Below are 19,012 nucleotides of genomic sequence, written 5' to 3'. Positions count from 1 at the left end.
TCGGGGGAAAGACCGTCGCCGAGCCCTGATGGTGCGCACGCCCCTCGTCCCCACGGGGGCGGCACACGGGGGCCACTCCGCTCGACGGCCCCGTCCTGGGTGATGCGGGAGGGGTTTGGCTACACCGGGGTGGCGTTCTTCTCGGGCTCCGTCTCGGCCGGGATGCGGTGCAGTCCCTTGCGGTCGTACCACCCCAGCACGCCGAACCCGAACAGTGCGGCGGCCGCGAGGCCGACGGCCATCATCACCCAGCCTCGGGTCAGACCCGCGTCACCCTGCGCGTCGTAGTAGAGGATCGAGCGGATCCCGCCGGCGATCTGCCGCAGCGGCTCGAACTCAGCGAGGAAGCGGTAGAAGCCGGGCAGCGCCTGAATCGGCGTGGTGGCGTTGGCCGTTGGCACCGCCATCCCGATGAAGACCAGCGTGGCTACGAGCATGCCGGGCGTGCCGAAGACGGCGAGGAGGGTGAGCGCGCCGATCCCGGAGACGGCGATGGCGGCCACCGAGTACAGCCACAGCAGTGGGAGGTGGGAGGCGTCCATGCCCATGATTCCGACCGCTCCCGCCATGACCAGGGTGCCCATCAGCAGGGACAGGGCCGCCATGAGGGTGCCGGCGATGGCGAGGGTCTGCACCCGGGTCGCCCGGATCAGTGGGCGGTGCAGGCGCAGCGGGCCCATGTCGTTGTGGGTGTAGCCGAGGGCGTGGTCGACCTGGCCGCTGATCACATTGGCGGAGAGCATGCCGCACACCACGAGAGCGAGTGCGTAGTAGAACGCCGTCAGGCCGAGACCGCTATGTGAGTCGAGTGGATGGCCGTCCTTCACCGTGACGGCGGCCGGGTCGGCGAGCAGGACGCGTGCCGCGGTGGGCAGCTTTGCCTGCTGGGCGCCGGTCTGTGCTGTCAATTCCTGGCCTATGTGGATGAGGCGCTCTCGGCCGCCTGAGTCGTCGCGACCCGCGCCAGGCCGGAACCCAGACTGCCGGCCGACTGGTTGGTGAGCACCGTCAGCGCCGGACGCACCGGGGTCCCGGTGCCCGTGGTTCCGGTCAGCGCAGTGACGGAGGACGTGAAGTCGGCGGGCACGACGAGCGCGCCGTACAGCTTGCCCTTGCCGAGTTCCTCCTTCACCTCCCGCTCGTCCATCACCTTCCAGTCGACCTTGTCCCCGCTGGCGGTGGACTTCTTGATCGAGTCGGTGATCTGGGCCCCCAGGTTGACCTGCTTGCCGCCGACCGAGGCTCCCTTGTCGGCGTTGACCAGACCGACGGGCAGGTTCTTCATCTGGCCGGCCGGGTCGATGTTGGCGCCGACGTACAGCACGGCGAACAGCAGCGCGAGCACGCCGGTGATGACGCCGCTGGCGATCCACAGGGGTTTCGCCCGCAGCACGCGGAAGGGGTGAATTCCATTCATGACTTACTCCGGCTTGGACAACACAGCTACATCGGGAGGAGACCGGACGGCACCATCGCCCGCCGGGGACTTTCTGCGTCAAAACCCTTCAGCACGGCTCGCGTTGACCGTTGAGGATGAGCCCCGCCGGCGCCCCGGCTGCGGTCGGCGAAGCAGTCGACGGCACCCGTGGATCACGGTCACGGCCGCCCCCAAACGGAAACCGGCCGGTTTCGCATCATCGTAAACCGATCGGTTTCCAATTGCCAAGTCGAGAGGCTGCCCAGGCATCGAAGACCGAGTCGGACGCTCGGCCCTCAGGCGGGTGAGGTGATCGTTCATGCCACGCCGACACGAACCGGGCTCAGGGCGTTCCGGTCGTCCTGACAGTCGGCTCGCGGTCGCGTCACGCGGCCACTCGCGCCGATCGCCCCCGGTCGGCGCCCTTCGGTGTCGTGGTGGATCGGTGTGTGTGAGTCGCTCAGGGGCAGGCCTGTTCCGCCGTAGCGGGCGGCGACGATCTCGGCCGCGATGGACAGGGCCGTCTCCTCAGGTGAACGGGCGCCCAGATCCAGGCCGATCGGTGAGTGCAGTCGGGTCAGTTCGGCTTCGGTGAGGCCGATTTCGCGGAGTCTGCGGTTGCGGTCTTGGTGGGTGCGGCGGGAGCCCATCGCGCCGATGTAGGCGGCCGGCAGGCGCAGGGCCGTCTCCAGGAGGGGGACGTCGAACTTGGCGTCGTGGGTGAGGACGCAGACCACGGTGCGGTCGTCGGTGCGGGTGTGGTGCAGGTAGCGGTGGGGCCAGTCGACCACGATGTCGTCGGCCTCGGGGAAGCGTGTCCGGGTGGCGAAGACGGGTCGGGCGTCGCACACCGTGACGTGGTAACCGAGGAACTTGCCCATGCGTACCAGCGCCGCGGCAAAGTCGATGGCGCCGAAGACGAGCATGCGTGGCGGCGGCACGCTCGACTCGACGAACACGCTCAGGCCGGGCTCGCAGTGGGAGCCGTCCTGCGCGATGTCGAAGGTGCCCGTGCGCCCGGCGTTTAGCAGGGAGCGGGTTTCGTTGACGACGGCGCGGTCCAGGTCCGGATGTCCGCCGAGTACGCCGAGTACGCCGAGTACGCCTTCGCAGGATCCGTCGGGGCGGACCGCCAGCGCCCGTCCGAGGAGCTTGGCCGGGCCGCGGATGACGCGTGCGAGAGCCGCCGCCTCGCCCCTGGCGGCGGCCGCCAGCGCCGTCTGGAATGTCTTCCTGCCCGGCGCGTCGACGGGCACCGGCGTGACCAGGATGTCGAGGAAACCGCCGCAGGTCAGCCCGACAGCGAAGGCGTCCTCGTCGCTGTAGCCGAACCGCTCGCGGACCGTCTGGCCGTCGGCGAGCGCCTGGGTGCACAGGTCGTAGACCGCGCCTTCGACGCAACCGCCGGACACCGAGCCGATGGCCGTTCCGTCGGCGTCGACGGCGAGCGCGGCGCCCGGCCCGCGCGGTGCGCTGCCGCCGACGGCCACCACCGTGGCCACGGCGAAGTCCCGGCCTTCCTCGAGCCACCGGTTCAGCTCGTCAGCGATGTCCAGCATGGGATTTTCTTTCTTGTCGTCGTAGGCGGATCGGGCCGTCGTCGTGCAGGTGCGCCCGAAAGGGCATGCACGACAAGTCCCGCAACTGCCGTCGTCTCAGAGCAGCTTGTCCAGCGTGATCGGCAGGTCCCGGATCCGCTTGCCGGTCGCGTGATGGACCGCGTTCGCGATCGCGGCCGCCACACCGGTCATGCCGACCTCGCCCAGCCCGATGATTCCCAGAGGCATCGTCTTGTCCGGTTCGTCGAGCCAGTCGACGTCGATCGCGGGGATGTCGGCGTGCACCGGCACGTAGTAGGAGTCGAGACCAGCGCTCATGGTGCGTCCGTTGCGGGGATCGACCAGACTCTGCTCCGACAGCGCCATGCCGATCCCCATGACCACGGCCCCGCGGAGCTGGCTGGCCGCGGTCTTGGGGTTGATGACGCGCCCGACGTCGAACATGCCGAGCCAGCGCGAAATCCGCAGTTCACCCGTGTCGGGGTTGACCCGTACCTCACAGAACTGCGCGCCGCGGGCGGCCTTGGACCAGCGCTGGTCCTGCAGGAAGGTGGTCAGGAAGCGGCCCTGACTGCCCAGCACTCCCAGCCGGGTGTCCGACCCGACCGAGGCCTCGATGAACGGGCGCCCCGCCGCGCGTAGGGCGGCCGCCGGTTCCTGACCGGTCGTGCCCGTACGCCGGGCCAGGGCGCTCACCTTGCGGGTCAGCTCGGCGCACGCGGCGAGGAGGCTGGTGGCCACCGTCGCCGTCTGGTTGGAGTTGCCGGCCATCGGGCCCGCCGGCAGGGCCGTGTCGCCGTACTCGACGCGGACCTTCTCGTACGCGATGCCGAGCGCGTCCGCGGCGATCTGTGCCTGTACGGTCGCGGCGCCCATGCCCATCTCGTGGAAACCGCACTGCACGAGCGCGCTGCCGTCGTCGCTCAGCCGTACTTTGACGTCGGCGACCAGGCGCAGGGTCGGGTGGTAGGCGGTGGCCGTGCCCATCCCGACGAGCCACTCGCCGTCACGCATGGAGCGAGGTTCGGGGTTGCGGTCCGCCCAGCCGAAGCGTTCGGCGCCCCTCTCGAAGGCTTCACGCTGCATCCGCTGGGAGAACTTCTTGCCACCCGTCGGATCCTTTGTGGGCTCGTTGCGCAGCCGCAGGGCGATCGGGTCCATCGACAGCTCGTAGGCGAGTTCGTCCATCGCCGATTCCAGTACGAAGCTGCCGATCGCCTCGCCGGGGGCGCGCAGCCAGGTGTTGGGCATCAGATCCATCGCGACGAGGTTCTGCCGGGTCAGCATGTTCTGGGCGCCGTAGAGGTGCCGGGCCGGCGAGCTGGTCGCCTCGAGCAAACCCCCGACCGAGCCGGTGCGGGTGACGCTGTCCTGGATCAGCGAGGTGAGCCGGCCGTCGCGGGTCGCACCGAGCGCGATCCGGTTGGTCGAGGCGGTGCGCCCACCGGTGGCGCGGTTGACGGCCGTGCGGCTCAGCGCCAGGCGCACGGGCCGCCCGACAGCCTTGGCCGCCATCGCCGCGATGACCGTGCCGGGCCAGACGGCGAACTTCCCGCCGAAGCCACCACCCAAGAATTCGGCGTGGACGCGGACGTGGGACGCCGGCACACCGAACCGCCAGGCGAGGTAGCGGCGGCTCTGGTCCATGGCCTGCGTGGTGTCGTGCACGGTGAGGTGGTCACCGTCCCAGACGGCGACCGTCGCGTGCGGCTCGATCGCGTTGTGCTGCAGGCCGGGCGTGGTGTAGCGCAGGTCGACCGAAACCTCCGCAGCGGCCAGCGCCGCCTCGGCGTCGCCCTTCTTCGTCTGGCCGGCGAAGGTGAGGTCGCCCTTCGCCGGGGTGGCGTTGTGCTGCTCGGCGGCGAAGTCCACCCGCGCGGGCAGCGGGTCGTAGGTCATTTCGACGAGCGATGCGGCCTCGTTCGCCGCGGCCGAGGTCTCCGCGACCACGACGGCGATCGGCTGGCCGTCCCAGAAGACCTGATCGGTGTTGAGGTAGTCAAGGCTGGTGCCCGACACGTCCGGTCCGAGGTTCAGCACGATGTTGGCTTTGCGTGCCGGCCGGATCCTCGGCGCGTCGAGGTGGGTGAGGACTGCCACGACGCCGGGCACCGCGGCCGCCGCGGCCGTGTCGATGCCGGTGATCGTGCCACGGGCGACGGTTGCATGGACCAGCGTCGCGTACGTGAGGTTCGGGTAGTGGTGCTCGGCGGAGAACCGCACCTCCCCGGTCACCTTCGCGTGGCCGTCCCGGCGGTCCACCGGTCGGCCGACGGCGCCCCCGACGGGCACGGAAGCGTCCGCGCCGGACTCGGAGCCTGTCCAGGTGTGTGTGGTCACGATGCGCTCCGCTCAGCGTTGAGTTTCCGCAGCACGGCCACGACGGTCCGCTGGGCCAGGTCGATCTTGAAGGCGTTGTCGGGCAGGGGCAGGGCGGGGGCGAGTTCGGCGGCGGCGGCGCGGGCGAAGCTCTCGTCGGTGGCTTCGGCGCCGAGCAGCAGTTCTTCCGCGATGCGCGCCCGCCACGGCTTGGTCGCGACGCCGCCGAGTGCGAGGCGGACCTCGGCGATGCGGCCGTAGGCGTCCACCTGAAGCGCCGCGGCGACCGAGACCAGGGCGAAGGCATACGACGCGCGGTCGCGGACCTTGCGGTAGCGCGAGTGCGCCGCCACAGGCACCGGCGGCAGCTCGACGGCCGTGATCAGCTCGTCGGCAGCCAGCACCGTCTCGATGTGGGGTGTGTCGCCGGGCTCGCGGTGGAACTCGGCGATCGGGACGCGCCGGATACCGCGCACGCTCTCCACCTCGACGACCGCGTCGAGCACCGTCAGCGCCACCGCCATGTCCGAGGGATGCGTCGCGATGCAATGCTCGCTCGCCCCCAGCACCGCACTGCCGCGGGAGAACCCGCCGATCGCGTCACAGCCGCTGCCGGGCGCGCGTTTGTTGCAGGCGGAGGCCTCGTCGTAGAAGTACATGCAGCGGGTGCGCTGCAGGAGGTTGCCTCCCACGGTCGCCATGTTCCGCAGCTGAGCGGACGCCCCGAGCAGGATCGCCTGCGCCAGCACCGGGTAGCGGGTCCTGATCAGCGGGTCCGCGGCGAGCCGGCTGTTGCTCACCAGCGCGCCGACGCGGATGGTGCCGTCGGGCAGTTCCTCGATCCCGGTGAGCGGCAGACGGGTGATGTCCACGACCGTCGCCGGATGCTCGATGCCCTCACGCATGAGGTCGACGAGGTTCGTCCCGCCCGCGAGGAACTTCACGTCGTCGCTGTCCGCGATCGTGCGCAGCGCCGTGCCCATGTCCGGTGCGCTGAGGTAGGAGAACGACTTCACTTCGCGACCTCCTTGATCGCCGAGACGATGCCGTTGTAGGCGCCGCAGCGGCACAGGTTGCCGCTCATCCGCTCCCGGATCTCCGTCTCGTCCAGCTCTCCGCCGGTGTCGGCGAGGTGCTCGGTCGCCGCGCTGGGCGCGCCTTCCTTGTGCTCGGCGAGCATGCCGATCGCCGAGCAGATCTGGCCCGGGGTGCAGTAGCCGCACTGGAACCCGTCGGTGCGGACGAACGCCTCCTGCAACGGGTGGTCGACCCCTTCGATGGTCGTGATCTCACGGCCCTGGTACTGCACCGCCAGCGCGAGACACGCGTTGATCCGCCGGCCGTCGGCGAGCACCGTGCAGGCACCGCACGCGCCCTGGTCGCAGCCCTTCTTGGTGCCGGTCAGGCCCAGGTACTCGCGCAGCGCGTCGAGCAGGCTCACCTGTGGCGCGACGTCCAGCCTCTGGGCGGACCCGTTGATCCGCAGCTCGATCTCCACCGTGTCTTCCTCCGGTTCGCCCGTGGGCTCGTTCTCATGGGGGCCATCAGGCACATGTGCCAGGACCAGAGGGACCCCGCTCCGCGGACTGTGAAACCGCCGGCCGGGAATCCGAATCATGAGAATGGGTCCATGATCTAAAACAAGAACGTAGCAGTTCAACCAATTAAACGCATCACCCTTGTCGCGATTTTACATTCCCATGCAACAGTAATGATGCAAATCAGTACAAATCCGCAGGTCAGGCGTATGGTCTTCGGTGCATCACGAATCAAAACGGGAGTGGGTAAGTCATGGGCCGACCCCTGCGGGCCGATGCCGCGCGCAGTGTGCGCGCGATTCTGGAGGCGGCCGAGCAGGTCCTTGCCGAAGACCCCGGGGCCTCCATGGAGCAGATCGCCGAGAAGGCGGGCGTGGCCAGAACGACCGTGCACCGGCGGTTCGCCAACCGCCAGGCCCTCATCGAAGCACTCGCCACCTCGGCGAAACAGCAGCTCATGGACGCCGTAGAAGACGCCCACATGGACACCGCCCCACCGCTCGTGGCACTGCACCGCGTCACGGCGAACGTACTGCGGATCAAGAGCGTCTGGCGGTTCACGCTCGGCCACCCCCTCGCCGACACCCCCCTCACTGCGGTGATCTGGTCCGAGATCAATGCCGGAGCCCTCGAGTTCTTCGCCCGGGCCCAGCACGAAGGGCTCCTCGCCCCGGACACGGACCTCATGTGGGCGCGACGGGTCTACTACGCCCTCCTCGACGAGGCCCAGCACGGAGGCGGCGCGGATCTCGACCCGGACCGGGTCCGGCAGAACGCGGACGCAATGGCCACGCTCGTCGTCGACACGTTTCTGCGCGGCATGGGACCCCACGGCTGAACCGCACCTGGCCGACGGACGCCGGGCTCCGTCTCGTCCTGCCCCTCCTGGGGCGCGAGGAATGGCATTCCTCGCGCGCAGCCGGCGCGACGACGCGCCGCCCCCACTATCGACGCAGAGCGCGTTCGCGAGCAACGGGCTCCTGGTCGTGCGCTACAACTCCGTGCAATACCTCGCCTCGTGCGATGTGAGACAGCAGCTGTTGGACTCCTGACCCATCCTCGTCGAACTGGAACGCGGAGACGTACGGTTCGGGACCCTGGACGAGCGGCATCTGTGGAGGAACCCGCGTACCTGACGGCGCTATGGCTGCTGCGACGACATTTACGGAATGGCCTAGGCGGTTCTCATTCCGGCGGGGGGTCACACTTCAGGATGCATTCGCCGTGCCACCATCCGCAGCAGTCGGCACGGCGTGCGGGGTCTCGGTCAACGTATTCCGTGATGATGCGGCCGTCTTCGATGCGGGACACGCCCTCTTGCTTCCTGAAGTCGATCTTCAGGATGTCGAGTTCCATGGTCATGCATTTGACCGCGTACTTGTCGGCTGCTTCGGGGTACTGGTCGAACAGCTTGTTCAGTGCGTCGAAGAACTCGGGGTCGCTTCGCGGCCCGCAGGTGGGCTTTCTGGTCATGGCAACGCTCCAAAGCGGTGAGTGCTCTGAGTCCCCCGGACGAGTGCGTTGCAACCCTCTGCTCCAATCGTCTCGCGGGTGTCACCCCGATGCCACTCGGCCAGAGCCTGCGTCCAGCCAGCTCGCAGGGGCGTGAGCCGTACGCGGGCCGGGCATGCCGGCGGGGCGGCACAACAGCCGTCCCGCGACGTGGGCTTCAGGAACTTCGGTCGTCGCGCATGGCCCGCTCGCTCTCGCGGAGCAGGTACTTCTGGATCTTCCCGGTGGAGGTGCGGGGCAGTTCACCGAAGACGACCCGCTTGGGCGCCTTGAACCGTGCGATCCGGGATTTGACGTGGTCGATGATGTCCTGCTCGGTGGTGACGGCATCCGGCCGCAGGACGACGTAGGCGACGGGCACCTCGCCCCAACGGTCGTCCGGGGCGCCGACGACGGCGACTTCGAGGACCGCCGGGTGGCCGGCGATGGCCTGCTCGACCTCGATCGAGGTGATGTTCTCTCCGCCGGAGATGATGACGTCCTTGCTGCGGTCCCTCAGCTCGATGTACCCGTCGGGGTGGCGGACGCCGAGATCGCCGGTGCGGAACCAGCCGTCCGGTGCGGCCGCGGCGGTCGCGGCGTCGTCCTTGAAGTACCCCAGCATGAGGTTGTTGCCGCGCAGCCGGATCTCACCGATCGTCGTACCGTCCGCGGGGACGTCCTTGTCTCCGTCGACCACCCGGGCGGTGAGGCCGATGACGTTGGCCACGCCCTGACGCGCACGGAGCCTGGACTGCTCCGCGGCCCCGCGGCCGCTCCATTCGGGGTGCCAGTCACAGAGCATCGCCGGCCCGAACGTCTCGGTCAGTCCGTACAGATGCGTGACGTCGATACGCAGGTCCTCGGCGGCGGCGAGCAACGTGGGGCTCGGTGGCGCCCCGCCGGTCAGGAAGCGGATGACGCCTTCCGAGTCGCGGCCTGCCTCCGGGGCGTTCGCCACCATGGAGAGCACCGCGGGTGCGCCGCACAGATGGGTGATGTGATCGCCGCGAATGTGCCGCCAGATCTCGGAGGCCTCGACCTTGGGCAGGCATACGTGTGTGCCGCCGGCGGCAGTGACCGCCCAGGGGAAGGACCAGCCGTTGCAGTGGAACATCGGCAGTGTCCACAGGTAGGCGGAGACTGCGCTCAGCTGGGTGTGCGTGACCATCGCGAGTGCCTGGAGGTAGGCGCCGCGGTGGTGGTACATGACGCCTTTGGGACGGCCGGTTGTTCCGGAGGTGTAGTTGACCGACAGCAGCGCTCGCTCATCGGACAACGGAACGGCGGTCGGCACGGCGGCGGCGAGGAGTTCGTCGTAGGCGCCGTTGTCGCCCGGGCCCGCGCGCACGATCACGGGCGGCTGCGGCATGCCGTCGATCGCCGTGTCCACGAGATCGTCGAACTGCGGATCCTGCAGCAGCACCGCGCTTTCCGAGTGCTCCAGGATGTAGCGCACCTCGGCGGCCGAGAGCCTGGTGTTGATCGTGACCAGGGGCGCACCGGCCCACGGGGCTCCGTAGTGCGCCTCGAGCATTACGTGCGTGTTGGGCGCGAGGACGGCGACGGGTCGGCCGTTCGCGAGCGCGGCCAGGACGCCGGCGAGCCGCCGGCACCGGTCGTGCAACTCGGCGTAGATGAAGCGCCGGTGTCCGTCGATCACGGCCGTGCGCTCGGGAAACACCGCGGCCGACCGGTCCAGGAAGGAGACGGGACTCATCGGCTCGAATGACAGGGCAGGTATCAAGGCTTGCTCCGTTACACAGCGGAGGACCATGGGGCCGCCCGCGGTCGGTGCCGGACCGCAAGGCCGGCGCGCTCACCGCGGACGCGGCAGTGGGCACCCGCGGAGCAACCCTCTCCCCGCTACATCCCCACGTACACCGGGTAATCGATCTCGGTACCGGACATCAGGTCGAAGGCACGCTCGACCAGTTCGTCCGATCCGACGGCCACCCGCACATCGCCCGACCGAACCGCGTCGATCACCGGGGTGCCGGCGAAAATCAGCTTGAGGTAGGTCCGCGTACGACAGTGGATCTCAAGGTCGGGGCGAACGGGTGCCGGGCCGCTCCGCGTCCACATCCGGCCGTCGGCGATCTCGACATGGAACGTCTCTTTGCCCACGTGCAGCTCGTAGATCTCCTTGAGACCTGCGAGCTTGTCCGGCGTGACAAGACTCGAAACGCTCAGGGCGATGAGGTCCACGCGGGTCGTCGTCGGGTCGATCTCCGGAGACGGCGGAAGCCCCAGACCCCATCGGCCGAGCGCGATGAGCGGCTCACGAAGCCCCTCGCCCCTCTCGGTGAGCTCGTACACCGGCACACCGGCGGGCGGCGGAAGCGTGCTGCGGCGAACGACGTCGGCGGCCTCCAGACTGCGAAGACGCGTAGTCAGACGATTCGGCCCGAGGGCCGGGAGCGTGTCGACGAGATCCTTGAACCGCTTGGGTCCGAGCAGCAGCTCACGCACGATCAGAAAGGTCCACCGCTCGCCGAGGATGTCCATGGAACGGGCGAGCGGACACATCTGGCCGTAGGTTCTTGCAGTCGTCATACCCCTACTGTACGGCTCGATAACTCCTCACTATATGGCTTGTACACCACCCACGTGCCCGGGACGTCCAGGTCCGTGCGTTGCGCCGTCGGGGTCCGGTGCGGCGGACTCATTGCCGTAGACCCACCGCGTCGGCGAAGGCTTCGAGCTCTCGGCGGATGTCGCCGGCGGGCTGGTACGTGATCTCGGTGACTCCCTGCGCCGCGAGGTCCTTCACCCTGGCAAGGACGTCTTCGGCCGTGCCCGTGAGGGTGCGCCCGACCAGCGTGTTGCCCCCGGCGTTCCAGGCGGCGGTATCCGCTTCGTTCAGACGCAGCAGATGTCCGTTGTGCACCGTGAGGTGGCGTTCGGCCTCCGGTGTCTCGAGTACGACGGCCAGCCATTGCGCCCCGCCGGGCAGCGCCTTGACCGCTTCCTCGCCGCCGAGTTCGTAGGAGATGTGGAACAGCTGAGCCAGTGCCGGACCCGCCGCCGTGCGCAGTCGCTCACTGCTGAGGGCCTCGCCGTCACCGAGCACGGACCCGGCGGTGTTGTAGATGACCTTCTCGAACTTCTGGGCTCCTTCGGAGACACCGTCGATTCCCACGATGAAGACGCCGTCCCCGAGTGACTCGGCGACCGCCGTGCCCTTCGGGCCGATCGCCGCGATGTAGACCGGGATGATGTCCGGCGCGCCCCGCGGGTATTCGGGGGTGTGCAGCATCCGCATCGGGCTGCCCTCCCACTCGACCGTCTCGCCCCTGAGGAGCGCGCGGAAGGCCGTGACGTAGCGGGTCATGTACGCCCACGAGACGGGCTGTTGCCCCATCGACCGACGGCCCGTGTACCCGGTGCCGAACGCCACCGCGACCCGCCCGGGGGCCAGCCGCTCGAGAGCCGCCGCCCCGCTGGCGTTGACCATCGGGTGGCGCAGCGCCGGTACGAGGACACCCGGTCCGAGCCCGATGCGGTGGGTGCGTTCGGCGGCCAGCGCCAGAGTCATCCACACATCGGGGCTCTGCTGCGGTGTGTCGTACAGCCACGCACGCCCAAAGCCGAGTTCCTCCGCGATCCGGATGTGCTCCGGTGTGTCCAACGTGGTCGCGAACGACGCCGATACGTCCAGGCCCGCGGGACTGCGGCCGTGAGTTGCGGAAGATGAAGAGAAGGTGGTCATGACTGCTCCCCCAAGGTGTTCGGGAGTCCTGGGGCGGGAACGTTGGCCAGCCGCAGCTGGCCGCGAGCGATGAGCTTGCCGTTGTCGACGCTGCTGACGACCACTTGCCACAGCTGCTGGCCGCGCCCCTGCTGGATCGCTTCGGCCAGCACCTGAACCGTCCCGGTGGTGATCGGCCTGAGGAAGTCCGTGCTGTTGGCCACCCCTACGGCGACCTGGCCGCGATCGGCTACGGCGGCGGAGGCGCCGACTGTGGCGGCGGATTCAACGGCGGCGGTGTAGACCCCGCCGTGCACCACTCCCCACGGGGTGTGGTGCTCAGGGCCCAGCTGTATCTCCCCCCGCACCAGTGTGCCCGTCACCTCGGTGAAGCGTAGGCCGGCGGCCTCGACGAACGTGCTGCGGAACACGTCGAAGCCTGAGAAGGGCGCTGCGTCCGGGCCGGCTGATGTTTCGATCCTCGGCTGCTGTGTCACTGTGGCGCCCCTACTCGTTCGCCTGGTCGGGGCCGTCCTCGGTCACCGCGGGCATGGGAACTCCGAGGAGGCCGTGCGCGCCGTACCAGACGGGGCCGATGTTGAGCCGGTCGGGATAGCGGGCGGTGATCTCGTCGAAGAAGTGCTGCGGTGTGGGCTTCTCGGCGAGCAGTCGCTGCGCGTCGCGCAGGTACTGGCGGGTCTCGTCGATGATGGCCGGGTCGTCGGGCAGGTCGCGGTTCTTGTGGCCGGCCACGACGGAGCGGGGGTTGAGGGAGTCGAGGACGTCGAGGGCGGCCAGCCACGACTCGAATCCGCCGCCCGGGGTCTCCAGCAGCATCTGGTGCACGCCGTTGTAGACGACGTCGCCTCCGACGATCAGGCCGATCGCGGGGACGTGCAGCACGGTCGTGTCGTCGGTGTCGGTGTGACCGACCTCGACCACCGTGATCCGGTGTCCTTCCAGCTCGAACCCGTCCGCGGGGACGGTCCGGTAGACGAGCGGGGTGTCCGGAATCAGGCCCGGGAAGTCCGCGTCCCAGAACTGCGCGCGCCCCGCGACGTTGCGGCGCATGATCTTGGTGGTGCCCTCGGTGGCGTACGGGATGGCGTCGGGGAAGCGTTCCAGCAGCTGGCCGGTGCCGAACCAGTGGTCGCCGTGGCCGTGCGTGGCGTAGATGTAGGCCAGGCGCCTGCCGGAGCGCTCCACCCAGTCACCGACCGCCTGCGTCTGCTCGCGGGTGAACGGCGGGTCCACCAGCACCGCATCCCGCTCCCCGACGATCAGTGTCGAGGCCAGCGGAGACGACACGATCGGACTGCCGTCGGGCAGCCGCTCGCGGCGGGCGCGCTGCACCCCGTCACAGACGTACACGTCATAGGTCAGCTCAGCCATGCGTGGTGTTCCTTTCGGTGCCGTGCGGCGAGCTGCCGTACGAGGGCAGTCAGCACGGGAGTTGAAGCCGGGCGTGCGTTATCCCAGCGGCGCGAGGAATTCCTTGATCAGGTTTGCCACCCTGGTGGGCTCCTCGCGGGGAGACAGGTGGGCGACGCGCGGGAGCACCTCGAGTCGGGCGCCGACGATGCGTTCGGCCAGATCGTCGGAATGGGGGGCCCGCGGCAGCGCCTTGTCCTCGGCGCCCGCGATCACCAGGGTGGGGGCGGTGATCCGGTGCAGGACGTCGACCACGTCGGTGCGATCGCCCAGCACCGACCGCGCGGCACGGGCCAGTCCCCTGGCGTCGAGGCCGTTGACTGTGGCGGCGAGCCGGGGGGCGAATCCCGTGCCGTGACGGCGGGAGTGGTCGCTGAGCATCCCGGCCACGACCAGTCGGCCCAGACCACCCGGAACACCGACCCGGATGAGAAGGGAGATCATGCGGACCTGGAGGCGTTCACGGAATCCCACACCTCGTGCGGTGGTGTTGGACAGGACCAGAGCGCTCACTCGGTGCGGCGCGGAGAGCGCCACCCGCAGCGCCACGATGCCGCCCCACGACAGCCCGAAGAAGACCGCCCGGTCGACGCCCGCGTCGTCGAGCACCCGGAGCGCGGCCTCACCGCACTCCTCCATGGTGAACCGCCGCGAGGCCGGCGCGCTGCCGCCGGTGCCCGGGGGGTCGACCAGCAGCGTCCGCCACCCGAGAGCGTGCAGGCCGTCGAGCTGGGCGCCCCAGCTGGTGTCGCCGTCGCTGTACAGGCTCGGCCACAGCAGGGCCACGGGGCCGTCGGCGGAACCGGCGTCCTGTACGCGGAGCGGGCCCAGGGTGGTGGGCACGGTGCGTGCGTGTCGTGTCTTCACAGGTGTCGCTTCCACCAGTCGAGGGCGGCCCGGCTGCCGGGCTCGTAGCCGTCGAAGTAGATGCCGTAGTGGTCGATGCCGGAGATGACCTGGTAGTCGACGACGCCGCCGGGAGTATTCTTGATGATTTCCGCGGCGCGGGCCCCGTTGTCGGCGATGGGGTACATCTCCTCGTTGCCGGCGTCGATGATCAGGGTGGGGATTCGCAGCCGGTCGACCTGCGCGAGCGGGTTGAAGTGCGACAGCTTCGCCAGGTACGGGGTTCCCTCCATGTTCGGCCACGGATCGAGGCCCTGGGGAATCGGGTCCGTGTCGCCACGGGCGGTGTCGATCGCGCGCTTGCGGGCGAGTTGTGCGACGGGGCCGCCCAGTGGGGCCATGGCAGCCACCTGCACGGCCAGCGCCTTCACCCGCGGGTTGTTGGCGGCCTGGTGCACGGCGATGCCTCCCCCGAGGCTGGTGCCCCACAGTCCGATGCGGGCGGGATCGACGCCTGGTTCGCCTTCGATGTAGTCCAGGGCCGCGCGCAGGTTCGCCGCCCAGGCGAACGGATCCACGAGGTCGCGGATGAAACGCACGTCGGCGCGCGTCTCGTTGCCGTCGTCGAGGTCGGGGGCGTCGCCGATCAGCTGCAGCGGGGATCCCGAGTCGAACCAGCTGCCCTGAGTGAAGGTCAGGGTGATCATGCCGGCTGAGGCGAACAGTGCCGCGTAGCGTTCCGCGGTGAGTTTGCTGCCGCCCCAGCCGTGAGACAGCACTACGGCGGGCAGGGCGGCGCCCGGGGCGAGGTTCGCCGGCCGGTACAGGTCCGCGTCGAGCGCGATGCCGTCGCTCCACACCGTGACCTTTCGCCGGCCGACGCCCTCGGGCATGACCAGCGGCGGATAGACCTTTTCAGCCATGGTTCGCCTCTTCCAAGGCCGATCCGGTGGACCAGATGTCGGCGAGCCTGTCCTTGTCCGTGGCCGCCGCGTGGATGCCGACCACACGCCAGCCCTTGTCGGACTTGGCCACGCTGAACTGCACCGCCCAACGCTCGATCTCGCTCTCGTCGGCACGGCGCCGCGACCAGATCACCTCGATCGCGGCACCGACGGTGTTGTAGACGAACACCCGCCGGTCGGGCACCACGGTGTGGCTGTATCCCGCTTCCCGCAGAGGCGCCTGATTCATCTCCAGGAAGGCGAGCACACTCGCGTCGTCCAGGCACCAGAACGACTGTTCCAGCGCCGTGACGTGCAACGGGGTGCCCCAGTAGTCGAGAACGAACTCGGGCCCTTCGTCGGACGTGCCCGCGGCCACGGCGACCCACCGCGGCAGGTAGTCCCCAAAGAACCATTCCGACACCTCGGCACGAGTGGCCGCAGTTGAATTGTCAGTCATGTTGGCGGATCCCTTTCGGAAAGGAAGGACTTCAGCAGCCGGTCAGTTCGCGAATCGGAACGGGAAGACCGCGACACGCGCGCCGCCCAGCACGGACGAGGGCGCGCGCCCCGGCTCGAGTGGGCTTGCATGAGCTGCGCGGCGGGCCCGGCACGGGATCTTCGCGTCAGCAACCTGCCTGTCGGCTCGAGACGGAAGGCCAAGTACGGGTGGCGAGGGCAGGCACATCGTGGACCGGCCTGGTGATCGACCGCGCAGGCCAACTCCTCGACGCCCGACGGCCGTTGCGGAGGCCGACGTGCGGCTCACGTGCACGTGCCGGACTGGTGCCGCGCACGGCCCCAGCGGTCCCGGAACGCGGTCCACCGTGTGACTCCTTCGCCATGGCCAGGAACGCTAGCAGCGACTATAGGAAATGTATAGCAAGAGAGGGTGAGCCCAGCGGGCATGGCTCATGCGCCCAGGAATGCGCCCGGCAAGGGAGGACGCCGGCCGTCAGCCACGCCCCTCAACGCCGCACGGGCCCTCCCGCGAGACGGAGGGCGAAGTCGCCGTACTGCCAGACGATCGTGTCCTCGGCGAGTTCGCCGTCCTCGCGGCACCAGGTCGCGACCCCCCTGCCGAGGTCGAGGACGGCGCAGGAGACCAGCCGGGGGGAGGCGACTTTGAAGCACCCCTCCTTGACGCCCGCGTCGACGATCGCGCGGAAGCCGGCTTCGTACTGCGCGCGCTGGGCCGGCACTCGACTGCGATGCGGTTCGACGAGAGAGCGGATCTCACAGTTTCCGACGAAGGCCTGGAGCCGGTGCCGGGCGTGGCAGCGAACGTGCGCCTCGGTGGCGCGGCGAAGGAGGGAGACCGGGCCGTCGCTGCTGGCAGCGGGGACGACTGCGCGACGTGGCGCGTTGAGGCACGGGCTTTGCGCCCCGGCCCGTACGGGGCGGGCTTCACCCCCGAGGCCCGGAGCCGATCGGTCATCGCCGTGCTGTGGGCCTCACATGTTGGAACCGGACGGCGACCACTCCTGAGTTTCGATCATCGAGTAGTCGTCGGACCGCTTGTCGAGCCGTTCCATCCGCCGACCGTCGAAACGCCGAAGGGTCTCGCTGTCCAGCGGTGGGACGAACGCGTTGTCCACCACCGTGCACTCGGCGGCCAGGCGCCCGATCGGAGCGATCGCACCGGTGTCGATACGCCCGTTGGGAAGGTAGAGGTCATCGCGGATATAGAACTGGGCGACCCGCCCCACCACGAGGTGGTTGAGCCCGTCCGGCGAGGGCACGATCATTTCCACCACGCACTCAAACGCAATCGGCGCGCCCTCGATACGGGGCGGTTTCACGACGGAACTGGGTACCTTCTTCACTCCCACCATGTCGAACTCGTCCTCGTCGGGTTCGAACTCGCGCGCGCTGAGATGCAGAGGAAGCGCCTGGGGCAGTGTGGCCAGATGGGTCACGAATTCGCCGGTGTCGCGCATGTTCACAAAGCTGTCCTTGAGCGTGACACCGTCGGACCGGGGCTGGATGGACAACGAGACCATAGGAGGCTTACGGCCGACCACGGTGAAGAACGAGATCGGCGCCAGGTTTCCGACCCCGTCGGCCGACAGAGTGCTGACCCATGCGATGGGCCGCGGAATGACGCTGCCGATCAGCAACTTGTACGCAGCCGCAGCTGTGAGGTTCTCGGCGTCGATGTGCATTCAATGATCCCTTCAGCGGCCGGGCCGGCTGAACAACTCCGGCTCCGTTGCCATGAGTGCGGTAGATCGAGCAATCCATTTGCCGGTTCGCGCGACTTCCAGGCTTCGCCTCCCCACTGAGCCAAGAAGAGCCTTCAGGGCTTGCGGTTGAGAGGCCTGCGCCGGAAATCCGTTTCGGGAAAGAGCGTGAAGACGAGCGGCATACCGGCGTACGGGCTCAACCTCGGAAACACCCGGAGTCGGCTCCGGAGGCCAACGCCAAAGGAGCGGCCATCGCTTCGACGGTGTGCGCCCACCGAACGGCACGGGCGGGCACGAGACATGCGATCGCCTTCAAGACCCACCTGGCCCACCGGCCCCATGCGCACTCGGACTCGGCGGGCGCCGGTGGACAAGGGGCGCAGTCCTTGTAATAGCTCCCTCGGCCATGGATGGAAACGCTAGCAGCGACTATACGTAATGTATAGCTCGAAGGAAGAGTTCCGCCGCGCGCGGAAGCACGACTCATCCGCGTTCCGCCTGGGAGCGGATCCTGTGCGTACGTTGGGCGGCACGGCCTCAGCGGCATGCACGGCCCGAACACTGCAGGCGGGCGGGGCGGGCAGGCGTCGCTCGAGTAGGTCGCCCGGCATGGACCTTCGCCGCCAGCAGCGGCCTACTGGCCACGGTCCTGAGCACCGACGGGACCACGGCCCCGCGCATGAGCAGAGCACCTCCCGGCTAGGCGAGGCCCAACTCGCCGTTCCGACCTGAACCCATGGTGCCCCGCAGGACCCGCGTCACGTCGCGGGCAACCTCTGCCCCCTCCGCATCCGCGGGGATGATCCCCTCCCCCGTCACGATGCTGTGCATCCTCGCGGTGCGCTGGCCCCGTCTACGCGCAAAAGTCCCGGTCGGGTCTGTGATCGGGCCGACTGGACAGGCACGCACCCGTCCGACACCGCGTGCGAGGCCCTGCATCGGGCCGGTATGCGGGGCTGCGCAATCGGCGGAGGTCGTACGCGATCGGCCCCTTGCCGCGCTGCAACCGCCCACCCTCATGCTCGGCAGAGGAGTCAGCGGCAGAAGTCAGGCGCGGCGGCGGGGCTTGCCCCGCTTGCCGGCCCCGGCACTCCTGGCGCTCTTGGCATTCCCCGTGCCCTTGCTCTTGGTGCTCTTGGCGTTCTTGCCGGCGCCGGTGGCGGCGCGGGAGTTCTTGCCCGCCGCCTTACCCGCCGTCCTGCCCGCCGCCTTGCCGTCTGTTTTGCCGGCTGTTTTGCCCGCGGGGTCTTGTTGCGTAGCGGGCGGGCGGCGGCCGCGGGTGCTGTTGGCGGTGCGGCCGCGGACGATGCCGATGAAGTCCTCCACCAGGTCGGTGGTTGCCTCCTGCGGCCAGGCCAGAGCAACCTCGCCCACCGGAGCATCAGTGACCGGCCGATAGGTGAGGTCCTTGCGGTGATACAGACGCGCCAAAGACTGCGGCACCAGCAGCACGCCGACACCCGCCGCCACCAGCTCCACGGCATCCTCCGTGGTCGCAGGACGCTCACGGGCCGCCCGGCCGGGCAGCCGCTCCCACACCAGCACATCATCCAGGGGATGCAACACCACCTCATCGACCAGATCCGCGAC

The 19,012-nt window shown here is 69.1% G+C and carries 16 protein-coding genes and 2 pseudogenes; 1 reads left to right on the top strand and 17 read right to left on the bottom strand.

The window, feature by feature from the left end:
• Window positions 1-119 precede the first annotated feature (119 nt).
• From ACN6LB_RS43370 to ACN6LB_RS43350, 5 genes and pseudogenes are all read right to left on the bottom strand, one after another.
• Window positions 120-1,417, bottom strand: a pseudogene (locus ACN6LB_RS43370) (DUF3533 domain-containing protein).
• A 317-nt stretch (window positions 1,418-1,734) separates the two neighbouring features.
• Complete coding sequence (locus ACN6LB_RS43365; RefSeq protein ID WP_445030712.1) at window positions 1,735-2,976, bottom strand: XdhC family protein; 1,242 nt, start codon at window positions 2,974-2,976, stop codon at window positions 1,735-1,737.
• Between the two features lie 96 nt (window positions 2,977-3,072).
• Window positions 3,073-5,316, bottom strand: a complete 2,244-nt coding sequence (locus tag ACN6LB_RS43360; RefSeq protein ID WP_445030711.1) for a xanthine dehydrogenase family protein molybdopterin-binding subunit — start codon at window positions 5,314-5,316, stop codon at window positions 3,073-3,075.
• Entirely contained in the window at window positions 5,313-6,311 is a 999-nt protein-coding gene (locus ACN6LB_RS43355; RefSeq protein ID WP_445030710.1) for an FAD binding domain-containing protein, read from the bottom strand. The genes ACN6LB_RS43360 and ACN6LB_RS43355 overlap by 4 nt, the downstream gene beginning before the upstream one ends.
• Window positions 6,308-6,793 carry a (2Fe-2S)-binding protein gene (locus tag ACN6LB_RS43350; RefSeq protein WP_445030709.1) on the bottom strand — a complete coding sequence of 162 codons (486 nt, stop codon included), beginning with the start codon at window positions 6,791-6,793 and terminating at the stop codon, window positions 6,308-6,310. Before ACN6LB_RS43350 ends, ACN6LB_RS43355 begins: the two co-directional genes overlap by 4 nt.
• A gap of 293 nt (window positions 6,794-7,086) precedes the next feature.
• Here ACN6LB_RS43350 and ACN6LB_RS43345 point away from each other — a divergent pair, with 293 nt between their 5' ends.
• Window positions 7,087-7,671, top strand: a complete 585-nt coding sequence (locus tag ACN6LB_RS43345; protein ID WP_445030708.1) for a TetR/AcrR family transcriptional regulator — start codon at window positions 7,087-7,089, stop codon at window positions 7,669-7,671.
• 347 nt (window positions 7,672-8,018) lie between these two features.
• Here the strand turns inward: ACN6LB_RS43345 and ACN6LB_RS43340 are convergent, their stop codons facing one another.
• The 12 genes and pseudogenes from ACN6LB_RS43340 to ACN6LB_RS43285 form a co-directional block, all read right to left on the bottom strand.
• Window positions 8,019-8,306 carry a hypothetical protein gene (locus ACN6LB_RS43340; protein WP_445030707.1) on the bottom strand — a complete coding sequence of 96 codons (288 nt, stop codon included), beginning with the start codon at window positions 8,304-8,306 and terminating at the stop codon, window positions 8,019-8,021.
• Between the two features lie 196 nt (window positions 8,307-8,502).
• A complete protein-coding gene (locus tag ACN6LB_RS43335) occupies window positions 8,503-10,044 on the bottom strand; it encodes an AMP-binding protein (RefSeq protein ID WP_445030706.1) in 1,542 nt (513 codons plus the stop codon).
• Window positions 10,045-10,190: 146 nt separating this feature from the next.
• Window positions 10,191-10,880: a winged helix-turn-helix transcriptional regulator gene (locus ACN6LB_RS43330; protein WP_445030705.1), complete on the bottom strand. Its 690-nt coding sequence runs from the start codon at window positions 10,878-10,880 to the stop codon at window positions 10,191-10,193.
• Between the two features lie 109 nt (window positions 10,881-10,989).
• The gene (locus ACN6LB_RS43325) at window positions 10,990-12,036 is read right to left on the bottom strand and encodes an LLM class flavin-dependent oxidoreductase (protein WP_445030704.1); all 1,047 of its coding nucleotides are present in this window, start codon (window positions 12,034-12,036) and stop codon (window positions 10,990-10,992) included.
• Window positions 12,033-12,446 (bottom strand): PaaI family thioesterase, encoded by a 414-nt coding sequence (locus ACN6LB_RS43320; RefSeq protein ID WP_445030703.1) that lies wholly within the window; start codon window positions 12,444-12,446, stop codon window positions 12,033-12,035. The genes ACN6LB_RS43325 and ACN6LB_RS43320 overlap by 4 nt, the downstream gene beginning before the upstream one ends.
• A gap of 76 nt (window positions 12,447-12,522) precedes the next feature.
• Window positions 12,523-13,407, bottom strand: a complete 885-nt coding sequence (locus ACN6LB_RS43315; RefSeq protein WP_445030702.1) for an MBL fold metallo-hydrolase — start codon at window positions 13,405-13,407, stop codon at window positions 12,523-12,525.
• A gap of 78 nt (window positions 13,408-13,485) precedes the next feature.
• The gene (locus ACN6LB_RS43310; protein WP_445030701.1) at window positions 13,486-14,289 is read right to left on the bottom strand and encodes an alpha/beta fold hydrolase; all 804 of its coding nucleotides are present in this window, start codon (window positions 14,287-14,289) and stop codon (window positions 13,486-13,488) included.
• A 20-nt stretch (window positions 14,290-14,309) separates the two neighbouring features.
• Window positions 14,310-15,215: an alpha/beta hydrolase gene (locus tag ACN6LB_RS43305; RefSeq protein ID WP_445030700.1), complete on the bottom strand. Its 906-nt coding sequence runs from the start codon at window positions 15,213-15,215 to the stop codon at window positions 14,310-14,312.
• On the bottom strand, window positions 15,208-15,696 hold the full coding sequence (locus ACN6LB_RS43300) for a DUF6841 family protein (RefSeq protein ID WP_445030699.1): 489 nt from the start codon (window positions 15,694-15,696) through the stop codon (window positions 15,208-15,210). The genes ACN6LB_RS43305 and ACN6LB_RS43300 overlap by 8 nt, the downstream gene beginning before the upstream one ends.
• Window positions 15,697-16,204: 508 nt before the next feature.
• Window positions 16,205-16,537: pseudogene (locus ACN6LB_RS43295) on the bottom strand (TetR/AcrR family transcriptional regulator); the annotation flags it as partial.
• A 153-nt stretch (window positions 16,538-16,690) separates the two neighbouring features.
• Complete coding sequence (locus ACN6LB_RS43290) at window positions 16,691-17,401, bottom strand: flavin reductase family protein (RefSeq protein ID WP_445030698.1); 711 nt, start codon at window positions 17,399-17,401, stop codon at window positions 16,691-16,693.
• Window positions 17,402-18,469: 1,068 nt separating this feature from the next.
• The coding region (locus ACN6LB_RS43285; RefSeq protein WP_445030697.1) for a LysR substrate-binding domain-containing protein at window positions 18,470-19,012 on the bottom strand (543 nt) is incomplete at its 5' end.

The sequence above is a fragment of the Streptomyces sp. SAS_270 genome (genome assembly GCF_052543295.1).
Note: the sequence above shows the minus strand (reverse complement) of the source record. Positions and strands in the feature narration are given on the sequence as shown.

Coding starts and splice junctions, on each gene's coding strand:
- ACN6LB_RS43315 (WP_445030702.1), bottom strand. CDS start 13,407: ATGGCTGAGCTGACCTATGACGTGTACGTCTGTGACGGGGTGCAGCGC.
- ACN6LB_RS43290 (WP_445030698.1), bottom strand. CDS start 17,401: ATGCACATCGACGCCGAGAACCTCACAGCTGCGGCTGCGTACAAGTTG.
- ACN6LB_RS43305 (WP_445030700.1), bottom strand. CDS start 15,215: ATGGCTGAAAAGGTCTATCCGCCGCTGGTCATGCCCGAGGGCGTCGGC.
- ACN6LB_RS43340 (WP_445030707.1), bottom strand. CDS start 8,306: ATGACCAGAAAGCCCACCTGCGGGCCGCGAAGCGACCCCGAGTTCTTC.
- ACN6LB_RS43330 (WP_445030705.1), bottom strand. CDS start 10,880: ATGACGACTGCAAGAACCTACGGCCAGATGTGTCCGCTCGCCCGTTCC.
- ACN6LB_RS43325 (WP_445030704.1), bottom strand. CDS start 12,036: ATGACCACCTTCTCTTCATCTTCCGCAACTCACGGCCGCAGTCCCGCG.
- ACN6LB_RS43335 (WP_445030706.1), bottom strand. CDS start 10,044: ATGAGTCCCGTCTCCTTCCTGGACCGGTCGGCCGCGGTGTTTCCCGAG.
- ACN6LB_RS43345 (WP_445030708.1), top strand. CDS start 7,087: ATGGGCCGACCCCTGCGGGCCGATGCCGCGCGCAGTGTGCGCGCGATT.
- ACN6LB_RS43365 (WP_445030712.1), bottom strand. CDS start 2,976: ATGCTGGACATCGCTGACGAGCTGAACCGGTGGCTCGAGGAAGGCCGG.
- ACN6LB_RS43300 (WP_445030699.1), bottom strand. CDS start 15,696: ATGACTGACAATTCAACTGCGGCCACTCGTGCCGAGGTGTCGGAATGG.